The following is a 24,376-nucleotide window of genomic DNA, read 5'->3' as shown; positions in this document are numbered from 1 at the left end:
TCGGAAAGCTGCAATGGGTGGGAAGAGGAGCTCGCGGAGCCCGATGGCCTGCGGCGCAGCCCGGAGACGCGCGGCACAGGCCTGGAGTGATTTCCCCCCGACACTGAATCCCCCGACACTGAATCCCCCGATCCACTGAACCCCCGATTCGCGGAGCCGCCATCGCCACCCGGGCAGCGACGGCTCGCGTGAATTACGGTACGGCGCCTGCTGGTTGAGGTGGAAGGGCGCGGCTCGCATCTGTGCACAGCGGCGTGACTGTGGATAACTCGGCCGCTCGATCGGGGGATGGGGTGGCCCCGGAGGAGCCCGTGAGCGCGGATGCTTCGCCCTACCCCGCCCGCACCGCTCCGCCGACTCCCACCGGATCGTCCAGCACCGCCCGCGCCACCGAGTGCGCCGCGCCCAGCAGCGGCCCGTCCGGGCCAAGGCCGGAAACCGACACCTCGCAGGACCGGCCCGCCGTGCGCTCCGTCAACTCCCTTTCCAGGGAGGGAAACAGCCACGGGGCAAGGCGTGACAGCGCCCCACCGAGCACCACGGCCCGCGGGTCCAGCAGATTGACGGCGCCGGTGAGCGCGATGCCCAACGCCGTCCCGGCGCCCCTCAGTGCCTTCCGCACCACCTTGTCGCCCGCGGCGGCGTGCTCGGCGAGAAGCCCCATCCGGTCCTCGCCGGGGTCCAGGCCCGCCGCTCGCAGCACCGCCTCCTCGCCCGCGTACTGCTCCAGGCAGCCACGGCCGCCGCACGGGCAGGCCGGCCCGTCAGGCCGTACGGGCACGTGCCCCAACTCGCCCGCGAAACCGTGCGTTCCGCGCAGCAGCCGTCCGTCGACGACGAGAGCGGCGCCGATGCCGATCTCCGCCGAGACATGGAGGAAGTCCTCGGGCGACTCCTCGCCGAGCCACAGCTCCGCGAGCGCTCCGAAGTTGGCTTCGTTGTCCACGGCCAGCGGCAGCGCGGTGGGCAGAAGCGGGTCGAGGTCGACGTCGTGCCAGCCCAGGTTGGGCGCGCGGACGACGGTGCGCGTATCACGGGCGACCAGGCCGGGCACGGCCACGGCGAGTCCGGCGGGGGACAGGCCCGACCTGCGGGCCTCGTCGCTCACCCGTTCCACCAGGACGCCGAGTTCCGCCAGCACGGGCACGGGCGAGCGGCCACGGTTGCGGGCAGGTCGCACGATGCGCGCCCGCGTCTCGCCGCGCAGATCGACCGCGCACACCGCGAGATGGTCGACGCCCACTTCGGCGCCGATTCCGACGGGGCCCCGCGCGCTGACCGCGAGGGCGGAGCCGGGGCGACCCACGCGCCCGGGCCGCTCCGGGCCCAGTTCGTCAAGGAGTCCGGACCGGATCAACTCGTCGACCAGCGTGGAGACGGCGGCCCGGGTCAGCCCGATGTGGGAGGCCACGGCGGCACGCGACAGCGGACCGCGTGCGGCCACGGTGTGCAGCACCCGGGAGAGGTTGCGGCGGCGCATGCCCTGCTGGGTGTCGGGCAGGCGCGCGCCGGACGCCCCCCGGCGCGCGTCGTGCAGCGGTGCGGTCATGCCTCGGTCAGCCCTCATTCCCCATGGGGCGCCCTGTCCAGGAGCGGCGCCGCGTCGGAGAGTACCCCGGAGATCCGTGACAACGTCGCCTCGTCCCGCTCCACGGGGTCGAGTACGGGCCCCTGAGCGGTGCCCCAGCGCCGCGTGATCGCGCTCGGATCCTCGCCGGTCAGCACGCCGGCCGCCTGCGCGGCGGCTCCGAGCGCGACCAACTCCTGTGCCCGCGGGATCTGAACGGGGCGGCCGGAGAGGCGGCGTACGGTGTGCTGCCAGGCCGCACCGCGTGCTCCGCCGCCGATGAGCAACAGGGGAGACGACCGGTCGGCGTCCGCGTCCAGGACCAGGTCGAGGGCGCCGAGCAGCGAGTGCACGGCCCCGTCGTAGGCGGCCTGCAACAACTGCCCGGGTGTCGTGTCGTGCCGCAGGCCGTGCAGGAGCCCCGAGGCATGGGGCAGGTTCGGGGTGCGCTCGCCGTCCAGGTAGGGCAGGAAGGCGACGGAGCCGCCCGGTTCCACCGCCTCGCGCTCCAGGCCCAGCAGCGCGGCCACCCGGTCCACGGCCAGCGTGCAGTTGAGGGTGCACGCCAGTGGCAGCCACGCGCCACGCGCGTCGGCGAAGCCCGCGACGGTGCCGGTGGGGTCTGCGGGGCGGTGCTCCGAGACCGCGTACACCGTGCCTGATGTGCCCAGGCTCAGTACTGGTGTGCCGGGGTGCAGGCCCAGCCCCAGGGCGGCCGCCGCGTTGTCGCCGGTGCCCGGGGCGACCAGGGTGCCCTTGGAGAAGGGCAGTTCACCGCTGTCGCGGACCGTTCCGACAACCTCTCCGGGGCGTGCCACTCGGGGCAGCAACGCAGGGTCGAGGCCCACCATGCCGAGGATTTCCTCGTCGTACGTCTCCGAGGCCGATGCCCACCAGCCCGTACCGGAGACGTCGCCACGGTCGGTGGTGCCGAGCCCGGTGAGACGCTCCGTGAGGTAGTCGTGGGGAAGGCGCACGGCCGCGGTGGCACGGGCGGCTGCGGGCTCGTGCTCGGCGAGCCAGGCCCACTTCGTCACGGTGAAGGAGGGCCCCGGCACGCTGCCGACGCGATCGGCCCACACCTCGGGGCCGCCGAGCCGGTCGACCAGGCCGCGTGCCTGCGGGGCCGACCGCACGTCGTTCCAGAGCAGGGCCGACCGCACCGGGCGGCCTTCCTTGTCGAGCGTGACAAGGCCGTGCTGTTGGCCGCCGATGGACACCGCCGTCGCTTCGCGCGCGGCCCGACCGCACTGACGGAGAGCCGCGCACAGGGCGTCCCACCACTCCTGGGGGTCGCTCTCCCGGTACTCGCCCATGGTGACGCGGTGGGGAGCCTGGCCGTCGGCCACCACCCGGCCGGTGGCCGAGTCGACGACCAGGGCCTTGGTGGACTGCGTGGAGCTGTCCACGCCGATGACAAGGGGGCCCTGCGCCGTGGGCGCTGATGACATGGCGGTCTCCGTTTCCTGCGGCTCGCCCCCGGGGGGCGAGCCGGAGTTTCCTTCCCGACCTTCCCAGAGGAGCCCTCGGATACTAATTTGTAAAGCGCCATGACGAAATAGGCGAGGGAGCCGCACATGAACTACCAGCCCACTCCTGCGGACAAGTTCAGCTTCGGCCTGTGGACCGTCGGCTGGCAGGGCAGGGACCCGTTCGGGGACGCGACCAGGGCCGCACTCGACCCCGCCGAATCGGTGCGGCACCTCGCCGAACTGGGTGCCTACGGAGTGACGTTCCACGACGACGACCTGATCCCGTTCGGGTCGTCCGACACGGAACGTGAGGGGCACATCAAGCGCTTCCGGCAGGCCTTGGACGCGACCGGCCTCGTCGTACCGATGGCCACCACGAACCTCTTCACCCACCCCGTCTTCAAGGACGGCGCCTTCACCGCCAACGACCGCGACGTACGCCGCTACGCGCTGCGCAAGACGATCCGCAACATCGACCTGGCGGTGGAACTGGGCGCGCGCACCTACGTCGCCTGGGGCGGCAGGGAAGGCGCGGAGTCCGGCGCCGCGAAGGACGTGCGCGACGCGCTCGACCGCATGAAGGAGGCCTTCGACCTGCTCGCCGAGTACGTGACCGCGCAGGGCTACGACCTGCGCTTCGCGATCGAGCCGAAGCCGAACGAGCCGCGCGGTGACATCCTGCTGCCCACCGTCGGCCACGCCCTCGCGTTCATCGACCGCCTGGAGCGCCCCGAACTGTTCGGCGTGAACCCCGAAGTGGGACACGAACAGATGGCGGGTCTCAACTTCCCGCACTCCATCGCCCAGGCGTTGTGGACGGGCAAGCTCTTCCACATCGACCTCAATGGCCAGACCGGCATCAAGTACGACCAGGATCTGCGCTTCGGCGCGGGCGACCTGCGCAGCGCCTTCTGGTTGGTGGACCTCCTGGAGAGGGGTGGTTACGAAGGGCCCAGGCACTTCGACTTCAAGCCGCCTCGTACGGAGGACCGCGAAGGCGTATGGGCTTCGGCCGCGGGCTGCATGCGCAACTACCTGATCCTCCGGGAGCGGGCGGCGGCCTTCCGCTCCGACCCGGAGGCGCACGAGGCACTGCGCGCCGCGCGCTTGGACGAGCTGGCGCTTCCCACCGCGCAGGACGGGCTGTCGGGGCTGCTCGCCGACCGAGGTGCGTACGAGGCGTTCGACGTGGAGGCGGCCGCCGCGCGCGGGATGGCGTTCGAACGGCTCGACCAACTGGCGATGGATCACCTGCTGGGCGCCCGGGGCTGAGCCCCGGCTGAGCCCCACGCGCCATCAACTTCCGCACAGGGGTCGCCTCGTGACCGATTCGAGGCGACTCTGGACGGTATGGCCATGCCGCCCGTGCCACCGCAGCCCCCGCCCCCGCCGCCTCCGGGCGGTGGCGGTTTCGGCCCGCCCTCAGGGGGTGGGTACGGGCCACCTCCCGCAAATGGTGGGTGGCCGCCCGCGCCGTCTCCTGGCGGGCCCTCGGGGAGGCGCAGCGGGCTGTTGATCCTGCTCGCGGTGATCGTGGCCGTGGGCGCCATCGCCGCGGTGGTCCTGCTGGTCACCGGAGACGACGGGGCGGGCAAGAAGGGGCCGTCGGAGTCCAGTACGGCCACCGAGTCCGAGCCCACGCCGTCACTGAGCATCCCGTCGCAGATCCCCAGCGAGTTGCCCACGGACCTTCCCACCGACCTCCCCACGGGGCTGCCGAGCGAACTCCCCTCCCTGCCCACTGGCTTCCCGAGCGGCCTCGGCTCGTTGCTGCCCTCGGCGGCGGGATAGCGGCTCGGGGGAGCACGAGCTCACCAAGCCACTGTCCTGACGGAGTGCTGTCTCCGGAGACAGCCCTTTCGCGCCGAAGCGGAGCCTTCGGACTGAACTCAGTACTTCCGAGGCAGCCGTACGTACGTGACTGTGGTCTCCACGCCGCTGTCGACCAGCCGTCCGTCCTTGTCGAAGGCCTCCGCCCCGTCTGTCATCCCGAAGTCGTTGTCGTTGATGACGGCAAGGGTGCGGCTGTCGACCCTGGCGAGACCTTCGATCTTTCCGGGGACTCCGTCGACGGCGCCCAGGTCGACGACCAGACGCTTGTCGAGGACGGGCACTCCGGAGGAGGCGGGATCGTCGAGCTCCTCCAGGGAAGGCCGCGTGGTGTCCGTGTCCCACTTGCCGCCCAGGATGTTCGCCTTGCGCGTGAGCGTGACCGTCTGGAGGCGCGCGGCCTTGTCGGTGCGCTCCTGGACCAGGAGCCGGTCCCGTCCGACGGCGACCACGGAGGAGATCTTCAGCTCGGAGGTGTCGTCCTCGCCGGGGTCGACGACGTTCACGGGGTCGAATCGGTAGGCGTACTCGCCGGTGACGGCCTGCTTCTTCGGGGAGAAACGCAACAGCCGTGTCGTGCGCGAGCGGTCCCCCGCGTCCTCGTCGGGGAGGGACAGCGGGCTCTGCAGGGCCATCACCAGGTCGCCGCCGGGGAGTTGGGCGAGGCCTTCGAAGCCGCGGTTCGTCCTGCGGTGCAGCAGTATGCCCGGCAGCGCTTCGGCCACCGGATAGTCGGCGCCACGCAGCTTCAGCCCTCGGGGAACGTAACGCTTGAGCACCTTCCCGCGCGCGGAGACGTGGATCAGCGAGGGGCCGTACTCGTCGACGAGCCAGAAGCTGCCGTCGGCAGCCCGCACGATGCCCTCCGTGTCCAGCCCGTTCGGGTCGTAGGAGACAGGGGTCTTCGCGTCGTACGTGTACGGAGCCTCGTCACGGCCCTCCTGGTTGGGCAGCCCGGTGACGGGCTGCCCGGAAGAGGTGGTGAGCGGCAGTGCGGACACCACTGTCACCTTCTTCCCGGAGACGCGGATCTTCACGATCGCCGGGTCGAATCCGGGCACCGGGAAAGTGCGGCGCTTCTTGCCGGCCACCTTGATCTGACCGTTGGGCCCCCGGTCGGTCACGGTCCAGAACTCGCCCTTGCGGCCCGCCGGATAGAGGTCACTTCCGATGCCGCCGAGATCCACGCCGCGGTCGTCGTCCACCGTGCCCGGGAGCAGCGCGTTGCTGAACGTGCCGAGAGGTATGTCCCCGAGCGTCGCCGTGCCGGTGACACGTGCCTCCTCGTGGCTCCCGCCCGTCTGGTGACCCGTCGCGGTGCCGGCCACCACGAGTGCGGAGACCACGGCGAGCGGCACGCCTACGGCTACGGAACGGCGGACACGGCCCTTGCGGGCGGCGTGCGGGGACATCGGGGCCTCCTGAGGCACGGGTTCGGTGACAGCGGCCAGACTTCGCCGCCGCCGCGAACACCAGGAAGCTGCCGGGTGAACAGCGGGAGACGCGCCGACGGCGCCTCCCGCGAGGGGCAGGAGGCGCCGTCGTCAACCACCGGTCCGTTCAGTAGCCGTGGGACGGAACGCCCTGGTCATCCCCCTTCGGATAGGTCACGCCGGCAGAGCTGACGGGCCCGGTGCCCCCGCTGTTGAGCCTGGGGCGGCTCTTGCGGTCAGACCTCCCTGAACCGACGTGATCCACGCTCGCCGATGTCATGGCCGCGCTCAATCGCTGGACAGGGGGAGTGCGTGCGCCGGTGTTCCCGGCGCACGGGCGCCCCGCGGGAGAGCGCCGGTGGGCGCCGTGTGACTTTCGGCCATGTGCCATGGGCAGCGCCCGCGCACCCGGCTCGTGGCTCGCATGCCACGGCCCTGGGGGCGCCGCGCCCGCCCATGAGTGTCAGTCGTCCCCGCCGGCCGCGGCCAGAGCCGTCGCCGGGTCGTGCGCCGCCGGGCCCGCGGGGGTCCAACGACCGCGCTCCTTGCGGTAGGGCCACCAGCGGCCGTCACGCCCGTGACGCAGCTGAGCATCCGCGCCGACGACGGTCCAGCGATTGCGGATTGCCCGCAGCTGCGGCCGTTCGCCCTCGTCCCATGCCGCGTCCAGCGCGGCACGCGCGCGTGCCAGCGCCTCCTCCTTCGGCGTCCACTCCTCCTCGAGCACGTCGAGCGCCGCCCGGCCCCCGAACTGCCAGGCCCGTACCGCGAGTGCGAGACCGTCCCGGCCGCGGTCCGACACCTCCGCGAGACGCGCCTCCACCGCTCTGCCGGGGCCCGCGGCAGCCAGACGTACGGCATCCTCGCCCACGGTCAACTCGCCCTCCACAGGAAGGCGTTCGTGCCCAGGAGCGAGCGCCTCGGCCAGCAGTCGGTGCGCCTCGACGGCCGCCTGCGCGGCGAGGAACTCGACCGCCGCCACATCGAGCCCTGGTGCGGGCTCTGCCTCCGTGTCCAGCGCCGGCGGCAGACCCGGCGCCGCGGGCAGCGCAGGCAGGTCCGGCAGTGGCGGGAGGATGGCGCCGTCCGTGTACGCCTCCGCCGCGCCCACGCCCTCCTGAGCGGCATCCCGGCCCTCCTCGGGGGTCTCCGCCGCGTCGGTCCGCGCGATGCTGCGTACCTGCAGCTCGTCCAGGAGCTCCCGCTCCCCGCGTCCCCGCATCAGCAGGAGCACGAAGGGATCCTGGTCGAGCAGTCGCGCCATCTGGTAGCAGAGCGCGGCCGTGTGGCCGCAGTGGTCCCAGGCGTCGCAGTCGCACTCCGGCTCCAGGTCTCCGATGCCCGGCAGGAGTTCGATGCCCGCCGCCGCGGAGTCCTCCACCAGGTGGGGCGGCATCTCACGGTCGAGGAGAGCCGCGATGTGACCGGCCCGCTCGATGGCCATCTCCAGGAAGCGGTCCCACTCCTCAGGGCTCATCTCCTGCAGCAGCACGTCGGAACGGTGCGACGCGCCGTCGGGGTCCTGTACGACGGCGGTGATCCTGCCGGGCCGTACGGAGACCGCGCCCACGGCACCCGCGCGCGCGAGCCTGCGCCCCGTCTTGAGCTGCTGCGTGTCCAGCGCCGTGTCCTCCAGCGCCTTGAGCCAGGCCTGGCCCCACCAGGTCTGTGCGAAGCCCCGGCCGTGCGCGGGCGGCAGCGCCGCGAACGTGCGCTCGCCCGACGGCACTCCCGCGCGCGGGTCCTCGTCGGCAGCACCGTATGTCTCGTCATGGATGTCGCTCATCGCGTGCCCCCTCGCAGTTCGACCAGATCGGACAGTTCGGCGTCGGTCAGCTCGGTGAGAGCGGCCTCGCCGGATCCGAGGACGGAATCCGCCAACTCCCGCTTGCGCAGCAGCATGTCGGCGATGCGGTCCTCGATCGTTCCCTCCGCGATGAGCCGGTGCACCTGCACCGGCTGCGTCTGCCCGATGCGGTACGCGCGGTCGGTGGCCTGTGCCTCGACGGCGGGGTTCCACCAGCGGTCGTAGTGCACGACGTGCTCGGCACGCGTCAGGTTCAACCCTGTGCCGGCCGCCTTGAGGGACAGGAGGAAGACCGGGACGTCACCGTCCTGGAAGCGCTGCACCATCGCCTCTCGCTGCGCGACGGGCGTGCCGCCGTGCAGGAACTGAGAGGGAACACCACGGGCCGCCAGATGTTGCTCGATGAGCCGCGCCATCTGGACGTACTGCGTGAAGACGAGCACGCTCGCGTCCTCGGCGAGGATCGTGTCGAGCAACTCGTCCAACAGCTCCAGCTTTCCGGAGCGGCCGGGGATGCGGGGTTTGTCCTCCTTGAGGTACTGCGCCGGGTGGTTGCAGATCTGCTTGAGCCCGGTCAGGAGCTTGACGACCAGGCCTCGGCGTTCGAAGCCGTCGGCGCCGGAGATCTCCGCGAGGGTCTCCCGCACCACTGCTTCGTAGAGGCCCGTTTGTTCCGGGCTGAGCGAGACGGCGCGATCGGTTTCCGTCTTCGGCGGCAGTTCGGGCGCGATGCCTGGATCCGACTTGCGGCGCCGCAGCAGGAACGGACGCACGAGCTGCCCGAGCCGCTCGGCGGCGGCCGGGTCCGTGCCGCCTTCCACGGCCTGGGCGTAGCGGGTACGGAAGGTGCTGAGCCTGCCGAGCAGACCGGGCGTCGTCCAGTCGAGGATGGCCCACAGCTCGGAGAGGTTGTTCTCCACGGGAGTGCCGGTGAGCGCCACGCGTGCGCGTGCCCCGATGGTGCGCAGTTGCTTGGCCGTCGCCGAGTACGGGTTCTTGACGTGCTGCGCCTCGTCGGCGACGACCATTCCCCAGGAGACCTGCCCGAGCTTGCCTGCGTCGAGCCGCATCGTCCCGTAGGTGGTGAGCACGAACTCGCCGTCCGCAAGGTCCTCCAGGCTGCGCTGTGAGCCGTGGAAGCGCCGTACGCGCGTGCCGGGGGCGAACTTCTCGACCTCGCGCTGCCAGTTGCCCATCAGCGACGTCGGGCAGACCACCAGCGTGGGCCCCGCGGACTCCTCGTCCGTCTGGCGGTGCAGATGCAGGGAGATCAGCGTGATCGTCTTGCCGAGACCCATGTCGTCGGCGAGGCAGCCGCCCAGACCGAGCGACGTCATCCGGGCCAGCCAGTTCAGGCCGCGCACCTGGTAGTCGCGCAACTCGGCCGCGAGCGCCTCCGGTTGCCCGACGGGCTCCATGCCCTCCGGGTCGGCGAGCCGCTCGCGCAGGGTGGCGAGCCACCCCGTCGGCTGTACGTCGACCCGGTGGCCCTCGACCTCGGCGGTACCGGTCAGGGCGGCACTGAGGGCGTCGATCGGGGTGACCTTGCGATCGTGTCGGTCGCGGGCGCGCCGCGCCTCTTCGGGGTCGACGAGCACCCACTGGTCGCGCAGACGGACAACGGGACGGTTCGCCTCGGCGAGCCGGTCCAGTTCTGCACGGGTGAGCTGCTGATCACCCAGCGCGAAGCGCCAGTTGAAGGCGAGCAGCGCGTCGGCGGAGAGGAAGGACGGCATGTCCGCGGAGAGCTTCTCGGGCCCCCGCCCCTCGCCGTCCCGTTCGCCGTCCGGGGGGCCGATGACCGCACGCGCGGTGAGGCTTCGTGCCAGCTCCTTGGGCAAGTGCACGTCGACCCCCGCGACCGCCAGCATCCGGGCGCCCTCGCCCAGGAGTTCGGTCACGTCCTCGTCGGCGAGCTCGATCGCGTCGGGCACGGAGGCGGAGAGGAGCGGTGTGAGGGACGGCCACGCGCGCGTGGCGCGACGCAGCGCGAGGAGGGCGTCCATCCGGGCGCGCGGCCCGAAGACCTGCCCCGAAGCCCCGGATCCGGTCCACACCTCCGCGGCGTCCGCGACGAGCGTGGGATCGCTGACACTGTGCAGCTGCAGGACGGCGCGGAAGGGCAGTCGGGTGCCGTCCTCGGTGACCGTGGCGAGGCCGGGGATCTCCACACGGAGGGAGATCCGTACGCCCGCGTCGTGCCCGGCGGCCACATCCAGGGCCCAGGCGCGCTGTTCGGGTACGTGTTGGGGCGCGGGTGCGGCGAAGACGGGCCCTCCCGCGGCCGACTCCGCGGCGGGGGAGCGCGGCAGCGTGTCGGCCACGGCGTCGAGGAACTGGCGCAGCAGATGCTCGGGCTCCGGCAGTCGCAGTGGTTCGCTGTGGTCCAAGGGCAGTGCGTGGGCTTCGGGAGGCATCGCCGCCGACAGCTCGCGCAGCCGCCGCAGATCGTCGGCGCCCAGTGGTCCGGCACGCCATGCGTCGTGGTCGCCGAGGGTGAGTCCCGGCAACAGGAGACCGCGGGCGGCCAGTTGCAGGGCGAGCACTCCGGCCGTCCCCCAGAAGGCGGCCGTCGGATGCGTCCCCGATGCGGCACGCGCGCGCGTGAGGATCGGCAGCGCGGCGCGGACAGGGAACAGTGTTGCGGGCACCCGGGCGAGCTCGACCCCGTCGTCGCCCGGAACGGCGACGGCGAGTTCTTCACGGACACCCGCGGAGCCGGAAGGAGGCTCGGTGCCGTCGGGGCGCCAGAAGGCGACCTGGCTCCCGCGCGCGGGGTCGGCAGGCATGAAGAGGACGGAACAGCGGGACAGTTCGGAGATCTCGGAGGGGGACACGACAGGGAGCCTGTGCACAGCGATGGCGCATTCCTCAAATTTGACTACTGAGACCGGAGCGGCCGAGAGTACATCACGTCGTGGGATTCACGGGAATGATCGCGCGGTGATCCCGGTCACCTCGTGTCGTGGGGTGTAGTCAGCACCACCATCCGGCGGTGCTGCCCCCCGGCCGCACACGGGTGGTGGCGCCATGGTCGCCCAAGGTCACCGATCCGTAGGTTCTGTGAGGTCAACCCGTTGTCATGAAGACCGGAGACCCACCATGTCCCAGGCCGCCGCGGCAGTCGCGGAACGCCCCCCAGCCGGCGCCGGAAGGCAAGCCGCCGGCAGTGATTTCGCGCCCCTCCTGCGCACCGTCAGGGAGCAGGGACTCCTGGACCGTCGCATCGGCTGGTACACGCGCACCATCGTGACCAACACCCTCGCGCTGGTGGCTGTCGGCGTCGGGATGTTCGCCCTCGGGGCCTCGTGGTGGGTGCTGTCGCTCGCTCCCGTGCTGTCGATCCTCTGCGCCCGAACGGCATTCATCGGCCATGACGCGGGCCATTCACAGATAACCAACAACCGGTCCGCCGGCCGCGCCATCGGCCTGGTGCACGCCAATCTCCTGCTCGGGATGAGCGCGGCCTGGTGGAACGACAAGCACAACCGGCACCACGCCAACCCCAACCACATCGAGAAGGACCCCGACGTCGCCGCGGACGTCCTCGTGTGGACCAGCAAGCAGGCCAAGGTCCGCGTGGGCTTCCGGCGCTGGCTCACCCGCAACCAGGCCTGGCTCTTCTTCCCCCTGACGCTCCTCCAGGGCATCGCCATGAAGGTCTACGGCTTCCAGGACCTGCGACGACAGCCCCCGCGCGAGCGCCTGGTGGAGGGGCTCCTGCTGGTCGCGCACCTCGTCGGCTACGTGACCCTGCTGCTCGCCGCCATGCCCCTCGGTCACGCGATCGCCTTCGCCGCCCTGCACCAGGCGCTGTTCGGCCTCCACCTCGGACTGGCCTTCGCGCCCAACCACAAGGGCATGGAAATGCCCGACTCGGACGGTGAGCGCTGGGGCCATCTGCGCCGCCAGGTGGTCACGTCCCGCAACATCCGCGGCGGGATGGTGACCGACTGGTTCCTCGGCGGGCTCAACTACCAGATCGAGCACCATCTGTTCCCGAGCATGCCCCGGCCCCACCTGCGGCTGGCCCAGTCCGCCGTGCGCGCCCACTGCACCTCCGTGGGCATGCCTTACACCGAGGCCGGATTCGTGGACTCCTACCGTCAGGTGCTGCGCCACATGTACGAAGTGGGTGAGCCCCTGCGAGTCGAGTAGCGGGAGGATGGAAGGAGACCGCGGGAGGATCGAAGGAGACCAGTAGGGGACGCGGCTCAGGGATCTCTCAGGGTCGCGACCAGGAACCGTGGGAGGTCCCACCCCGTTTTTCAAGGCAGAGAGCGGCAGAGGCCGCGAAGGAGGCGACGCACATGTCGAAGAACGCGAAGATCGCCGCAGGAGGTGTGGCGGCCGGCATCATCCTGCTGATCTGGCTGCCGTGGTGGGCCGCACTCCTGATCGTGCTCGGAGTCCCCGCGGCGGCCTATCTGGCGCTCGACTCCGGTCAGCGGCGCAGGCTGCGCCGTCGCGCCACCCGCAAGGAGCTCGGCCGCTGAGGCCCCTGTGCGGCGCCTCAGAGGGTCCGTCCGCTCGCGGCCTGCCGGCGTGGTTCCGCGAGCGGACCGGAAAACCGTTTGCGCCACCGGAAGTTCCGCTGTGACCATGCGGCCATGACTTTCCGAAAGGAGGCCCAGCGATCCCACGGTGATCGCTGACGGCCGGACACGAGGCGTCAAGGACGCCGTTCCCGCAGCCCCGCACCACGCCCGCGCCGCTGACGCCGGCCTGGCTCGGAGCACACTTCGACCCCTTGCCCTTCCCGGCACGGATGAGCGCCCTCGCCCGCTACGCCCGTGCGCTGACCCCGACCGCCTACGCCTCGCTCCACCGCACCCTCGACGCCGGTGACGCGCACGAGCGGCACACGGCCCTCTTCCTCGCCGTCACCCGGCGCGATCTGTCCACCGTCGCCGTGGCCCTGGCGGACCCGCTGCTCCGCCGCCGTGCCCTCTCGGCCGCCATCAGGCTCCCGGTCCCCGAACAGGCCCTGGCACAGCTCGCCTTGAGCGAGCTCGCCGCGTCACGGCACGAGACCTACCGGGTGCTGCGCCTGAGCGGTCGCAGCGCACTTGCCGCCAGGCTGCTGCCCGAGGTCCACGAGCGGTTCGGCTCCCGGGACGCCTCCCTGCTCCTGCCCGCCTGCCCAGCGCCGACGGTCACCGACTGGGTGGCGCGACTCGACCCGCCCCAGGGCGTCCTCCACACCTTGGCCCGCACGGCACCGCTGGCCGTCGCCCATCTCCTGGTCTCCCGCCGCCGGGACCAGGGAGCCAACGCCGGACACTTCTTCACGCGGCGCCATCGAGCGGTCGCGAGCGTCGCCGCCGAGCGGGACCCGGACGCCGGGCTTCTGCTCCTGGAGCACGCCCGTGACCTGATCACCGCCCGCGCGGCCCGCTCCCTGCTGCGCCGCCCCGCCCGCGTGCTGGAGATCCTGCGCGCCACACCGCCGGACCCGGACGGTTCCGTCACCGAGCTCTGCCTGCCGGCGGGCCCTCTGCCGCCTTCCCTGCGGCGGGCCGTACAAGAACTCCCATGGGCCGATCAGGTGGACCTGGCCCGGCGCTGCCCGGCCACAGCGCCCCGACTGCGCGAACCCGTACGCCAAGACGTCGCGCCGGACGGCCTGTTGGCTCTGCTCCCGCCGGCGGAACGGCGACGCCTCGTGGAGGAACGCGCCGAACAGCGGCGCTCCGTGCGACACATCCCGGTGACGACCTTCACGGCTCTGGAACCGGCCGACCGGGCCGCGCTGCTCCTGCCCCGAGTGGAGCGACGACCGAGTCGTGAAGGGACGACGAGCCGCCTCGCGGTGGCACTCCCGCTCGCCGTGGGTGAACCCCTGTTGCGTGAGATCGCGGGACGACACCGCGTCCACCACCGGGTCCTTGCCTGGTCCGCGCTGCTGGCCTGCGCGGAACTGGAAGGCGACCCCGTCGAGTTCGCGCGGATCGCCGTCGACTGCGAGCGGGCCTGGCACGACCAGGAGGAAGTGCGCCACCGCACGCTGCGACAGCTCGCCGGAGCGCCACACCCTCTCCTCGCCGCGCTGCCCGACCGAGTGCTGCGCGACGCCGCGCTGACCACGGCGCAGTCCAGGGACTCCACAGCGGGCACCCTGGGCGTGGCGGCACGGCTGTTGCGACGGGCGGCGGAAGGAGCCGCCGCACACGCCGCACCTGATCGGGCGGCGTACGCGACAGGGCTGCTCTGCCAGGTCGTCGCGGATCCCCGCTATCGGGGCCCCGCGAGCCCGCTGCGCCTGGACGAACGGGCGGCACAGGCTGTCTGGACGTCGATGGCCGGCCAGGCGAGAACGCGCCCCGACCTCTGCGTCCACCTCGCGGAACTGCTCGCGCCACACCTCGCCGCACTGCCGGAACTGGACGGCCTGGTGCGCCGCACCGCTCTGGAGCACGACGACCCCGACATCGCGGCTCGCGCCGCCTCCGCCTGGGTGGCGCCTGAGGGTCTGCGGGAGTCCCGCTGTGCCGAACTGATCGGCGAGGACGTCTCGTTCGCCGCGGTACCCGCTGTCCTGCGTACCGTGGCGGGGCGTCGCACCGACCTCCTGGACGCAGTCCTGACCGGCGCCCTCGAAGGGCTGACGGGCCGCGTACGGCCCCGGGCCACCGCCTGGGTGCCCGAGCTCCCTGACGGCGTCACGGGCCGCTGGCTGCCGGCACAGCGCCGACGGTGGAACGAGCACCACGCGCGCGTGGCCCGTGACGACAACGCCCCGATGCGCACCCGGGCCGACGCGGCGGCCCGCCTCCATGACCCGGTCCTGATCACGGAACTCGCCGACCAAGCGCCACAACCCGTCGCCGCGGCCGCGCTCGGGGCCTTGGGTCAGGCCGTCACCGGCGCCGCAGACGACACGGCGCCCGGGGGCGAACCTGACCGGTGCGAGCACTTTCTTGCCACCCTCCTGCGCCATGCCGGAACAGGTGGTGTCCGAGGCCGTGCCGCCATGGCCTCCATCCGCCGTCTCCTGGAAGCCATGCCGGAGCACCGGGCCGTCAGTCTGCTCGCACCGGTGGTCCGTGCGACCGACTCGCCGGTCGGCTCGCGCAAGGAAGCGGCCCGCGCGCTGGGCGCGCTACCGGGAACCGAAGCCCTGAACGCACTGGTGGACGCCTGGGACGCGCCTCGGCAACACAGCGACGTCCTCGCCGTGTTGGTCCCCTTCTTGCTCGCCGCGATCGACTGCTCCGACATCGCCGACCGCCTTGCCCGGCGGGTTGATGAACCGGCCATCAGAGAAGCCGTGATCCATGCCCGTGGGGGGCCGGTGCGCGCCTCCTCGGCACCCGCATACCGGACCTTCCTCACACGGCTGGTGCGCGAAGGCGACGAAAGCACCGTCACTGCCGCGTGCCGCGCTCTGCCCGCCTGGTGCACTCCCGATGCGGGCGACGCGATGCGCGCCGTGGCCGCGGTCGCCGTCGATCCACGGCGCACTCGCGCCGAATGGGACGCGGCGGCCCAGCAGTTGATGCGGTTCCCGCCCGGCTCCGTGGCGACGCACGTCCTGGAGGAGGCCTTCCAACGGCTGCGTGAGTCGGCCTGTGCGCAGGATTCACGCGCGCGTGCCGATGCGTTGCGGCGCTTGGCCGGGCTCGGCGATGCCCTGCGCGTCCGACGCGGCACGAAGGGAACGCTCCACACCGCCGACGTGCTCGCGCTGACCCTGCGGAGTGTGGGGCTGTACCAACAGGCGGCCCGGTTGACATGGCACACGGCGCTCACGGCCGTACGAGCGGGCGAACACGACGCGCAGCGGTGGCTGAGGCTCGTCTGTCTCGTCGAGGAACGCCCCGGGCGACTGGTCATGGAAGGGGAGCCCTCCACACCCAGCATGGACGCGCGCACGCCGCGCGTGCGTGAAGCGTTGCTCGCAGCGGTCCGACTGCTCCGCGAACGCGGCACCCCGACGTCGGGAGAGATGGCGCTGGCACTGGTGACGATCGGCGGCAGGGGGAGTTCCTGGGACGAGGCCTGGCGCAGCGAGCTGGCGGGGCTGCGCGACCACGAGGACCACGACACGGCCATGGCCGCGCTCCTCGTCGACCCCGGACCTGGCCTCTGACGCGCCTGACGGCCCTTCCGAGCGAACCACGGAGCGGGGTCAGGCGGGGCGTACCGCCATCTTGTCGAGGGACTCCAGGAGCGCGGGAAGTTCGGGCCCGCGACCGACCGGCAGCACCTCTCCGGGTTCCTCGTCCAGGAGCACGAACGCGATGTCGTCGGTCCTGGCGACCATGGACCAGCCGGGACCGTCGGCACGCAGGGTGCGGGCGTCCCCCGAGGCGAAGGAGGACCGCACCCGGCCCAGGGGCGGCGGCGTGTCCACGTAGGCACGGGCCTCGGCGAGAACGCGCCGGACACCGGTCAGCGGAGCGTCCTCGGACTTCTCCGGAGGCTCCTTCGCCGAGGCGTCCGTCGCGAAGTCGGCGTCGTCGATCTGTTCCCGCCAGGACGCCCACTGGAGCGCTATCTCATCGGCGCCCAGCCGCCGTTGCGCCGGGCCCCAGGTGTCGGACTGCGGTGGCGCGAGCGGCGGTCGGTCCGCGTTCTCGGGGTCCGGCTCGGGGTCGTGCGGAGCCGGTATGCCGGGAGCCGCGACGGCGACCGCGAGCGGCCAGCCGGGCAGCGCGGCGACCACCGTGTGTTCGTCGGGGGACAGGTCGTACTCCATGCCGCAGTCCCAGGAGGCGATCGCCACGGCCACCAGGGACACGTCGTCGACGACGACCGTCCAGCGTGCGCCCTCGCCGTCCTGGCCGAGCACCAGGCCGTAACCGGCGGCGAGCGGCGCGAGACCGAGTGCCGCGCACGCCTCCGGATAGTCGTCGCCCAGCACGCTGGGGAACTTCGCGGGTGTCAGCAGCACCGCCGTGAGCACGTACAGCGCGTCGTCATCGGCGGCGACAGCGTCGTCCGTCCCGGCCATGCCAGCCTCCCCATCGCTTGTCCGTCGGCGCACCCTAACCACTCGCCCCAGAGATCGTCGAGGGTGGATGACCAGGAAATTCGCCGACGGGCCGCCCGGTTCGACCGCTGCGGTGGCTGCGGCTCAGGCGGCGGGCAACCCCAAGAGCGAACGGGCCACGTCCCGCGGGGACTCGTCGCGTTCCCGCGCGAGGGCGATCACAGCCCGGCACGCGAGCTCACTGACGCCGAACGACAGCGCCTCCGGAGAGACCCACTCGGTGGCCTCGTCCATCTCCTCCCGATCGTCCTCGGCGCACGCCGCGACGTAGACGGCGGCCGCTTCGAAGAGGTTGTGCGTGCGCTTCCGCGGGGCGGGATCGTGCGCACGCTCGTCCTCGTCGCGCGACGACTTCTTGGTGCGCCAGAGCTTGCGGAGTCCGTCGAACATGTCGGCTGCCTTCCCCCGGGGTGCGGTTGTCACCGCTGATCGCTCATCTGCTCTTCACCAACGTAGAGTTAGTGTTCCGGTGACAGAAGGGGGTCCACGCGGTGAAGCGTTTCGAGCGGCTCAAGCAGATCAGGCGCCTCGACCCGGAGCGGGACTTCCTCGAGATCTACCGGCTCACCGCGACATTCGAGTTCCCGTGGGACTACACGCGCGCACTCGAACTCGCCCTCTACCGCACCTATGCGGTCCCCAGCATCGGCCGACTCCTCGCACAGACAGCCGAACTGACGGACCGTACGCAGAAGAGGTACGACGACACGGCTCTTCTGCTCGACACCGTCGTGGAGCACGGCTTCGGCAGCGACGAGGGACGCACGGCCATCCGCCGCATCAACCAGATGCACCGCAGCTACGACATCAGCAACGACGACATGCGCTACGTACTGTGCACGTTCGTGGTGATGCCGAAGCGGTGGATCGACGCCTACGGCTGGCGCAGGCTCTCGCGTCACGAGACCACGGCCGCCGCCGTGTACTACCGAACCCTCGGGCAGCACATGGGCATCAAGGAGATCCCTGGCTCTTACGAAGAGTTCGAGAAATGCCTCGACGACTACGAAGCGGCCAACTTCGGCTGGGACCAAGGGGCGCGCGAGGTGTCGGACGCGACACTCGACCTGATGGCCTCGTGGTACCCGCGCCCCCTGGCGCCCTTGCTGCGCAACGCGACGCTCGCGCTGCTCGACGACCCCTTGCTGAGGGCCTTCCGGTACGAGCAGCCGAGCGCGGCCACCCGGTCGCTGGTCAGGGGAGCGGTGCGGCTGCGGGGGCGCGCCGTACGCCTCATGCCGCCGCGCAGGGCGCCGCACTATGCGCGGCAGAACTGGGAGATCAAGGGCTACCCCGACGGATACGAGGTCGCCGAGCTCGGTTCGTTCCCCGTGCCCGGAGTCCGGGGGTGCCCCGTGCCGCACAAGGGCGGGTCGGCGAGCGCTCCCGTCGAGTGACGTCAAGGTGGTGCGCAGCGAGGCCAGTTCGACGCGGCTCGTCGCACGGGCGATCGGGGCACAACGTCATGAGCGGGGCACAACGTCATGTTCGACAACGCGGACGCGTTCGTCGCCGCGTCGCCGGGCAGCCCTGACCGCCCGACAGCCGTCCCTGCCTCTCTGAGCCTCTCCAAGCCAAGCCCGGGACCGCTCAGTCCTGGCGCTCCGCCAGGGCCAGGAACCGGGCGTCCTCGTCGACGTACGACGTCATGCGCCAGCCGGACCCGGCGAGGAGCGGCCCGAGGTTGGCCTCCGCCCGCAGATCGCCCGGAGTGATCTGGCGCCCCTGCCGGGCCGCGAGGGCCGCCCTGCCGATGGGGTGGAAGAGGGCGAGGAGGCCTCCCTGTCGCGTGACCCGCCTCAACTCCCGCAAGTTCTCGGCAGGGTCGGGCAGGTGTGAGATCAGGCCGGCACCGAAGACGGCGTCGAGCGACTGGGAGCGCAGCGGCAGGCCCGTGACGTCGGCGAGCAGGAGCTGACCGTCACGGTCCCTGCCCGCACGTGTCGCGGCCTCCAGCATGGCCGGTGTCAGATCGGCGCCCACCACCACGCCCGAGGGCCCTACGGCCTCTCTGAGGGCCGGCAGCGCCCGCCCCGTCCCGCAGCCCGCGTCGAGCACACGGGCGCCGGGGCGGAGCCCGAGCTCGGCGACGGCGGCCCGATAGGCCGGACCGTCATCGGGGAAGCGGGTGTCCCAGTCGGCTGCGCGGGCCGTGAAGAATTCCTGGACCTGTGTGGGGTCGTCGCTCATACGCCCCATGATCCCGCATGGAGTCGCACGCGCGTTGGGTGCACTCGTTCGAGCGGGACGCGATCGTTCAGGGCCCTGTCTCTGTCACATTCCATCAGCTTTCGAAATGCGCCCCCGTTGTGCGCCCCGGGCCGGACTAGCGTCCCTGGGCCATGGGACACCTGGACCACGCCACCTTCGGCTGGCTGACCCCCGTGCTGTCGTACGCGATGGCCTGCATCGGCGCCGCCCTCGGGCTGCGCTGCACCGTCCGCGCGCTGGGCGCCTCGGGCCGTTCGCGTCGCAACTGGCTCATCACCGCCGCCTCCGCCCTCGGCACCGGCATCTGGACGATGCACTTCGTCGCCATGCTCGGCTTCGGAGTCACCGGCACCGAGATCCATTACAACGTCCCGCTGACCATCCTCAGCCTCCTGGTCGCGATGGCCGTCGTGGGCGCCGGCGTCTTCGCCGTGGGGTACGGCCGGGACCGCGGGCGCGCCCTCGTGGTCGGCGGTCTCACCACAGGCCTGGGTGTCGCGAGCATGCACTACCTGGGCATGGCCGCTCTGCGCCTGCACGGCGACGTGCGGTACGACCCCGTGCTGGTCGGCCTCTCCGTAGTCATCGCCGTCGTCGCGGCGACCGCCGCCCTGTGGGCCGGTTTGAACATCAAGTCGCCGCTGGCGGTCGCCGTGGCATCGCTGGTGATGGGCGGGGCGGTGAGCAGCATGCACTACACCGGCATGCTCGCGGTGAGCGTGCGCGTCGCCCCCTCCGAAGCCGCACTGCCCGGAGCCACGACGATGCAGTTCATCTTCCCCCTGGCCGTAGGGCTCGGCTCCTATCTCTTCCTGACCTCGGCTTTCGTCGCACTGTCCCCGACCGCGGGCGAGCGCGAGGCCTCCATGTCGGCCCAGCGGCCGGTCGGCAGCGCCGCCCCGTAGAGGCAGCCCACGGGCCGGTGACCACCGAGTCGCACCCCGAAGCCATCCGAGCGAGGAGGAGGCCATGCGTACACCCCGTAGCACGCCTGATCCGGCCGCGAGCGCCCCGCCGTCACACACGGCGCCCCCTGCACGCGGGCGTCGCGCCCACGCCGGCCCGCCCGCCGATGAACGCCCCGACGGAGAGGACCAGTTCAGCGAAACCCCGCCGGAACGGGCGCCCACGCGCGCGGGACGGTGGCACCTGCGGCCGCGCACCGTGCGCGCCAAGATCGTGTGCCTGCTGATGGTGCCCGTGGTGTCGCTGCTCGCCCTCTGGGGATACGCCACCGTCACCACCGCGCAAGACGTGGCGCGCCTGCGTCAGTTGCGGTCCGTGCAGACCGAAGTGCACGCTCCGGTCGAAGCGGCCATCACCTCGCTCCAGGCCGAACGCGCCGCCGCCGTGCGCTACGCGACCGAACCCGGCGCCGACCGCGGCGCCGCACTGGAGAGGCAGGCCGCCAAGACCGACCGCGCCGTGGCCGAACTGCGCCTGGGCGAGCACCGGACCGTCGCCGACGGAGCCGGCCTGCCCGACGGCGTGGCGGACCGACTCGAAGCGTTCGTCACCGGTGCGCAGGCGCTGCGCTCCCTGCGGAGCGATGTACTGGACCGCAGCGCGGGCTGGGACGCGACGTACGGCCAGTACACACAGACGATTTCGCAGGCCTTCGGAGTGGGCGGTGCGCTCACCGGCATGCAGGACTCCGCGCCGGGTTCCGACGCGCGCGTGCTGCTCGAATTCTCCCGGGCGGGCGAAATGCTGGCCCGCGAAGATGCCGTCCTCGGGAGCGCCCGGCTCGACGGATCCTTGGAGGGGGAGAGGCTGCGGCTGTTCACCGGCGCCGTCGACACCCGCCGGACCTTGACCGAAACAGCCGTCGCGGACCTGCGCGGGCCCCAACGGGCAGCCTGGCATGAGCTGGAGAGGGGGAGCGCGTACGACCACGTCCGTGCCGCCGAGGACAAGGTGCTCGTGTCGGAGCCCGGCACGAAGGCGCTCGCCGCGGCCCCGGCGACGACCTGGGACAACGCCTACGCCACTGTGCGGGACGAGCTCCACGCCATCGAGGACGGCGCGGACCGCGCCGCCGCCGACCGTGCCGACCCGTTCACCCACGGCGTGCTCACCCCGGCCGGCGCCGCCGTCCTCCTCGGGCTCGCCGCCGTCGCCGCCTCGCTCGTCATCTCCGTACGCATCGGGCGAGGCCTGGTCGTCGAGCTGATCAGCCTGCGCAACGGCGCCCTGGAGATCGCCCGGCGCAAACTCCCGCACGCCATGAGGCGGTTGCGCGCGGGGGAGGAGATCGACGTCCAGGCCGAGGCTCCCACCGGGCCGCCCGCGGAGGACGAGACCGGGCAGGTCTCCGAAGCGCTCGGAACCGTCCACAGGGCGGCCCTGCGCGCGGCCATCGAACGCGCGGAGCTCGCCAGCGGCATCTCCGGCGTGTTCGTCAACCTGGCCCGCAGGAGTCAGGTACTGGTCCACCGTCAACTCGGCCTTCTGGACACCATGGAGCGAAGGGCCGACGACCCCAACGAACTCAGTGACCTCTTCCGGCTCGACCACCTGACGACCCGGATGAGGCGTCATGCGGAGAGCCTGATCATCCTCTCCGGGGCCGCACCGGGCCGAGCCTGGCGCATGCCCGTCTCCCTGACGAACGTGGTCCGCGCGGCGGTCTCCGAAATCGAGGACTACGCACGCGTGGAGGTACGGCAACTCCCTGCCGCCTCGGTTCTGGGCACGGCCGTCGCCGACCTCACCCACCTGCTGGCCGAACTCGTCGAGAACGCCGCCCAGTTCTCGCCGCCGCACACAAAGGTGCGGGTCAGCGGCGAACCGGTCGGCAACGGCTACGCCCTGGAGATCGAGGACCGCGGCCTCGGCATGGGGCCGGAGGTCCTCGCCGAAGCCAACCGGCGTATCGAACAGTCCGAAGCCCTCGACCTGTTCGACAGCGACCAACTCGGCCTCTTCGTAGTCAGCAGGCTCGCCGCACGGCACAGCATCAAGGTGCACCTCCGCACATCCCCCTACGGCGGGACCACCGCCGTTGTGCTGCTCCCCACCGCACTCCTGCACAGCGGCACGGCGCAGAGCGCGGAGGCCCACTCAGCGGAGGCCCACTCAGTGGAGCGCGGAACCGTCATGGACAGAGAGCACGCGCGCGTGCAGGGACCACCGCAACAACACCTGAACGGCAACTCCGTGTCGGCCACGGAGTCCCGACCAGCCCTGGCCGCCGCCACGGAGGCGCCGTCACCGCCCGGCGTCACCACGCTGCGGCCGCACCGGGCCCGCGACACCCACGACGCCCCGGACCGCGCTCCCACCAGGGGTTCCGGCTCGCTGGACACCGCGTGCGCCGACGCCCAGGACGTGGCGGACGAACTCCCGCGCCGCGTACGCCAGGCGAGCCTCGCGCCCCAACTGCGCGAACGCCACCCCGCGGACGGCGCGGGCGTGATCCGCACCGGGGGAGACGACGAGCGCAGCCCCGAGCAGGTGCGCGACCGCATGGCCGCCTACCGCGACGGCTGGGCACGGGGCGGCGGCCCGCTCCCCGGCGTCATCGGATCGGTTCCCGGCAGCCCAGGGCCCGCACCTGGCAGTGACAGCAGCGAAGGAGATCTCACATGATCCAGGATCAGCGCATCCCCGCCGGGCGGACCGGCGAACTGGACTGGCTGCTGGACGACTTGGTGCTGCGCGTCGGCGAGGTACGGCACGCGGTGGTCCTGTCCAACGACGGGCTGCCGGTCGGCGCGTCGACCGCCCTGACCCGTGAGGACGCCGAGCACCTCGCCGCCGTCGCCTCGGGCTTCCACAGCCTCGCCAAGGGGGCGGGCCGGCACTTCGGGGCCGGAGGCGTGCGTCAGACCATGGTCGAGATGGACGACGCGTTCTTGTTCGTGGCGGCCGCGGGCGACGGGTCCTGCCTCACCGTCCTCAGTTCCGTGACGGCCGACATCGGTCTTGTGGCGTACGAGATGGCGCGGCTGGTCAAGCGGGTGGGCGAGCACCTGCGCACCCCGGCACGCTTCGCCGAGCGACCACCGGCCGCCGGGTGAGCGAGGGCGGTCGGCGGTCATGACCGAGGAGACGAGCGGTTGCCCGGCCCCACCGGGCAGCCAGTGGTACGACAACGAAGCCGGACCCCTGGTCCGGCCCTACGCGATGACGGGCGGGCGCACCAGGCCGGCACCGAGCGGCGTCCGCTTCGACCTGATCGCGCTGGTCACGCTCGACGACGGCGCCCCGGGGCCGGGGGAGGCCACGGCCCTCGGCCCCGAACACCGGACGCTGATCGAACTCTGCCGTGCCGAGACGCAGTCGGTGGCAGAGCTCGCCGCCGACGTCGATCTGCCCGTGGGTGTGGTCAGAGTACTCCTCGGCGATCTGCTGGAAACGGGCTGCGTCAAGGTCAGCCGACCGGTGCCGCCCGCACAGCTTCCCGACGAGAAGATCCTCCGAGAGGTGATCGATGGGCTCCGAGCACTCTGACGCCACGGGCGGCGAGACCGCCGCCATGGCGCTGAAGATTCTGGTCGCGGGCGGCTTCGGGGTGGGCAAGACCACCCTGGTCGGCGCGGTCAGCGAGATCCGCCCGCTGCGCACCGAAGAACTGCTCAGCGAGGCGGGCGAGTCGGTGGACGACACCGAGGGCGTCGACCGGAAGACCACGACGACCGTAGCCATGGACTTCGGCCGCATCACCATCCGGTCGGGCCTGTCGCTGTACCTGTTCGGCACACCGGGCCAGGACCGGTTCTGGTTCCTGTGGGACGAGCTCTCCCAGGGCGCCCTCGGCGCCGTCGTCCTCGCGGACACCCGACGACTCGAGGACTGCTTCCCCGCCGTGGACTACTTCGAGCACCGACGCATCCCGTTCGTCGTGGCGGTCAACTGCTTCGCGAACGCGCGTACGTACGGCGCGCACGACGTGTCACGAGCCCTGGACCTCGATCGCGGGACCCCCGTGGTCCTGTGCGACGCACGGGACCGCGATTCAGGGAAGGAGGTACTGATACGGCTGGTCGAGTACGCCGGGCGGATGCACACCGCCCGGCTGCTCGACTCGGTGGGCTGACCGCTCTGTCAGAGCACCTG

General features: G+C 71.9%; 19 protein-coding genes. 11 read left to right on the top strand and 8 right to left on the bottom strand.

Features of this window, described 5'->3' with window-relative positions; all coding sequences use genetic code 11:
• Window positions 1–331: 331 nt before the first annotated feature.
• Both ACZ4D5_RS14200 and xylB read right to left on the bottom strand, forming a co-directional pair.
• Window positions 332–1,549, bottom strand: a complete 1,218-nt coding sequence (locus ACZ4D5_RS14200) for an ROK family protein (RefSeq protein ID WP_467772626.1) — start codon at window positions 1,547–1,549, stop codon at window positions 332–334.
• A 14-nt stretch (window positions 1,550–1,563) separates the two neighbouring features.
• Window positions 1,564–3,018 carry a xylulokinase gene (gene xylB, locus ACZ4D5_RS14195; RefSeq protein ID WP_467772625.1) on the bottom strand — a complete coding sequence of 485 codons (1,455 nt, stop codon included), beginning with the start codon at window positions 3,016–3,018 and terminating at the stop codon, window positions 1,564–1,566.
• 126 nt (window positions 3,019–3,144) lie between these two features.
• On the opposite strand from xylB, the gene xylA reads away from it, so the two are divergent.
• Window positions 3,145–4,311, top strand: a complete 1,167-nt coding sequence (xylA, locus tag ACZ4D5_RS14190) for a xylose isomerase (RefSeq protein WP_467772624.1) — start codon at window positions 3,145–3,147, stop codon at window positions 4,309–4,311.
• Window positions 4,312–4,551: 240 nt separating this feature from the next.
• Window positions 4,552–4,830: a hypothetical protein gene (locus ACZ4D5_RS14185; RefSeq protein WP_467772623.1), complete on the top strand. Its 279-nt coding sequence runs from the start codon at window positions 4,552–4,554 to the stop codon at window positions 4,828–4,830.
• Window positions 4,831–4,928: 98 nt separating this feature from the next.
• Here ACZ4D5_RS14185 and ACZ4D5_RS14180 read toward each other — a convergent pair whose 3' ends face one another.
• The 3 genes from ACZ4D5_RS14180 to ACZ4D5_RS14170 form a co-directional block, all read right to left on the bottom strand.
• The gene (locus ACZ4D5_RS14180; protein ID WP_467772622.1) at window positions 4,929–6,281 is read right to left on the bottom strand and encodes an esterase-like activity of phytase family protein; all 1,353 of its coding nucleotides are present in this window, start codon (window positions 6,279–6,281) and stop codon (window positions 4,929–4,931) included.
• Window positions 6,282–6,765: 484 nt separating this feature from the next.
• Complete coding sequence (locus ACZ4D5_RS14175) at window positions 6,766–8,088, bottom strand: SWIM zinc finger family protein (RefSeq protein WP_467772621.1); 1,323 nt, start codon at window positions 8,086–8,088, stop codon at window positions 6,766–6,768.
• On the bottom strand, window positions 8,085–10,898 hold the full coding sequence (locus ACZ4D5_RS14170; protein WP_467773026.1) for a DEAD/DEAH box helicase: 2,814 nt from the start codon (window positions 10,896–10,898) through the stop codon (window positions 8,085–8,087). The genes ACZ4D5_RS14175 and ACZ4D5_RS14170 overlap by 4 nt, the downstream gene beginning before the upstream one ends.
• Before the next feature lie 313 nt (window positions 10,899–11,211).
• Here ACZ4D5_RS14170 and ACZ4D5_RS14165 point away from each other — a divergent pair, with 313 nt between their 5' ends.
• The 3 genes from ACZ4D5_RS14165 (at window position 11,212) to ACZ4D5_RS14155 (ending at window position 16,201) form a co-directional block, all read left to right on the top strand.
• On the top strand, window positions 11,212–12,267 hold the full coding sequence (locus ACZ4D5_RS14165) for a fatty acid desaturase family protein (protein ID WP_467772620.1): 1,056 nt from the start codon (window positions 11,212–11,214) through the stop codon (window positions 12,265–12,267).
• A gap of 152 nt (window positions 12,268–12,419) precedes the next feature.
• Window positions 12,420–12,605, top strand: a complete 186-nt coding sequence (locus ACZ4D5_RS14160; protein WP_467772619.1) for a hypothetical protein — start codon at window positions 12,420–12,422, stop codon at window positions 12,603–12,605.
• Between the two features lie 254 nt (window positions 12,606–12,859).
• Window positions 12,860–16,201, top strand: coding sequence for a hypothetical protein (locus ACZ4D5_RS14155; protein WP_467772618.1), 3,342 nt, complete (start codon window positions 12,860–12,862; stop codon window positions 16,199–16,201).
• A 39-nt stretch (window positions 16,202–16,240) separates the two neighbouring features.
• Here the strand turns inward: ACZ4D5_RS14155 and ACZ4D5_RS14150 are convergent, their stop codons facing one another.
• Together ACZ4D5_RS14150 and ACZ4D5_RS14145 are read right to left on the bottom strand one after the other, a co-directional pair.
• Window positions 16,241–17,065 carry a hypothetical protein gene (locus ACZ4D5_RS14150; protein ID WP_467772617.1) on the bottom strand — a complete coding sequence of 275 codons (825 nt, stop codon included), beginning with the start codon at window positions 17,063–17,065 and terminating at the stop codon, window positions 16,241–16,243.
• A gap of 123 nt (window positions 17,066–17,188) precedes the next feature.
• The gene (locus tag ACZ4D5_RS14145; protein WP_467772616.1) at window positions 17,189–17,494 is read right to left on the bottom strand and encodes a hypothetical protein; all 306 of its coding nucleotides are present in this window, start codon (window positions 17,492–17,494) and stop codon (window positions 17,189–17,191) included.
• Between the two features lie 101 nt (window positions 17,495–17,595).
• Between ACZ4D5_RS14145 and ACZ4D5_RS14140 the strand changes: the two genes are divergently transcribed.
• Window positions 17,596–18,501 carry an oxygenase MpaB family protein gene (locus tag ACZ4D5_RS14140; protein ID WP_467772615.1) on the top strand — a complete coding sequence of 302 codons (906 nt, stop codon included), beginning with the start codon at window positions 17,596–17,598 and terminating at the stop codon, window positions 18,499–18,501.
• A gap of 193 nt (window positions 18,502–18,694) precedes the next feature.
• Here the strand turns inward: ACZ4D5_RS14140 and ACZ4D5_RS14135 are convergent, their stop codons facing one another.
• Window positions 18,695–19,294 carry a class I SAM-dependent methyltransferase gene (locus ACZ4D5_RS14135; protein WP_467772614.1) on the bottom strand — a complete coding sequence of 200 codons (600 nt, stop codon included), beginning with the start codon at window positions 19,292–19,294 and terminating at the stop codon, window positions 18,695–18,697.
• A gap of 152 nt (window positions 19,295–19,446) precedes the next feature.
• Here ACZ4D5_RS14135 and ACZ4D5_RS14130 point away from each other — a divergent pair, with 152 nt between their 5' ends.
• The 5 genes from ACZ4D5_RS14130 to ACZ4D5_RS14110 all read left to right on the top strand — a co-directional run bounded on the left by ACZ4D5_RS14130 (window position 19,447) and on the right by ACZ4D5_RS14110 (window position 24,356).
• A complete protein-coding gene (locus tag ACZ4D5_RS14130; RefSeq protein ID WP_467772613.1) occupies window positions 19,447–20,220 on the top strand; it encodes an MHYT domain-containing protein in 774 nt (257 codons plus the stop codon).
• 64 nt (window positions 20,221–20,284) lie between these two features.
• On the top strand, window positions 20,285–22,906 hold the full coding sequence (locus ACZ4D5_RS14125) for a sensor histidine kinase (protein ID WP_467772612.1): 2,622 nt from the start codon (window positions 20,285–20,287) through the stop codon (window positions 22,904–22,906).
• The gene (locus ACZ4D5_RS14120; RefSeq protein WP_467772611.1) at window positions 22,903–23,337 is read left to right on the top strand and encodes a roadblock/LC7 domain-containing protein; all 435 of its coding nucleotides are present in this window, start codon (window positions 22,903–22,905) and stop codon (window positions 23,335–23,337) included. The genes ACZ4D5_RS14125 and ACZ4D5_RS14120 overlap by 4 nt, the downstream gene beginning before the upstream one ends.
• A 19-nt stretch (window positions 23,338–23,356) precedes the next feature.
• Entirely contained in the window at window positions 23,357–23,770 is a 414-nt protein-coding gene (locus tag ACZ4D5_RS14115; RefSeq protein WP_467772610.1) for a DUF742 domain-containing protein, read from the top strand.
• The gene (locus ACZ4D5_RS14110; protein WP_467772609.1) at window positions 23,751–24,356 is read left to right on the top strand and encodes a GTP-binding protein; all 606 of its coding nucleotides are present in this window, start codon (window positions 23,751–23,753) and stop codon (window positions 24,354–24,356) included. Before ACZ4D5_RS14115 ends, ACZ4D5_RS14110 begins: the two co-directional genes overlap by 20 nt.
• Window positions 24,357–24,376: the final 20 nt, after the last annotated feature.

The organism is Streptomyces sp. NPDC025651 (assembly GCF_055558735.1).
Note: the sequence above shows the minus strand (reverse complement) of the source record. Positions and strands in the feature narration are given on the sequence as shown.

Coding starts and splice junctions, on each gene's coding strand:
- ACZ4D5_RS14115 (WP_467772610.1), top strand. CDS start 23,357: ATGACCGAGGAGACGAGCGGTTGCCCGGCCCCACCGGGCAGCCAGTGG.
- ACZ4D5_RS14165 (WP_467772620.1), top strand. CDS start 11,212: ATGTCCCAGGCCGCCGCGGCAGTCGCGGAACGCCCCCCAGCCGGCGCC.
- ACZ4D5_RS14200 (WP_467772626.1), bottom strand. CDS start 1,549: ATGACCGCACCGCTGCACGACGCGCGCCGGGGGGCGTCCGGCGCGCGC.
- xylA (WP_467772624.1), top strand. CDS start 3,145: ATGAACTACCAGCCCACTCCTGCGGACAAGTTCAGCTTCGGCCTGTGG.
- ACZ4D5_RS14150 (WP_467772617.1), bottom strand. CDS start 17,065: ATGGCCGGGACGGACGACGCTGTCGCCGCCGATGACGACGCGCTGTAC.
- ACZ4D5_RS14160 (WP_467772619.1), top strand. CDS start 12,420: ATGTCGAAGAACGCGAAGATCGCCGCAGGAGGTGTGGCGGCCGGCATC.
- ACZ4D5_RS14130 (WP_467772613.1), top strand. CDS start 19,447: ATGGGACACCTGGACCACGCCACCTTCGGCTGGCTGACCCCCGTGCTG.
- ACZ4D5_RS14135 (WP_467772614.1), bottom strand. CDS start 19,294: ATGAGCGACGACCCCACACAGGTCCAGGAATTCTTCACGGCCCGCGCA.
- ACZ4D5_RS14125 (WP_467772612.1), top strand. CDS start 20,285: ATGCGTACACCCCGTAGCACGCCTGATCCGGCCGCGAGCGCCCCGCCG.
- xylB (WP_467772625.1), bottom strand. CDS start 3,018: ATGTCATCAGCGCCCACGGCGCAGGGCCCCCTTGTCATCGGCGTGGAC.
- ACZ4D5_RS14170 (WP_467773026.1), bottom strand. CDS start 10,898: ATGCCTGCCGACCCCGCGCGCGGGAGCCAGGTCGCCTTCTGGCGCCCC.
- ACZ4D5_RS14145 (WP_467772616.1), bottom strand. CDS start 17,494: ATGTTCGACGGACTCCGCAAGCTCTGGCGCACCAAGAAGTCGTCGCGC.
- ACZ4D5_RS14175 (WP_467772621.1), bottom strand. CDS start 8,088: ATGAGCGACATCCATGACGAGACATACGGTGCTGCCGACGAGGACCCG.
- ACZ4D5_RS14120 (WP_467772611.1), top strand. CDS start 22,903: ATGATCCAGGATCAGCGCATCCCCGCCGGGCGGACCGGCGAACTGGAC.
- ACZ4D5_RS14180 (WP_467772622.1), bottom strand. CDS start 6,281: ATGTCCCCGCACGCCGCCCGCAAGGGCCGTGTCCGCCGTTCCGTAGCC.
- ACZ4D5_RS14110 (WP_467772609.1), top strand. CDS start 23,751: ATGGGCTCCGAGCACTCTGACGCCACGGGCGGCGAGACCGCCGCCATG.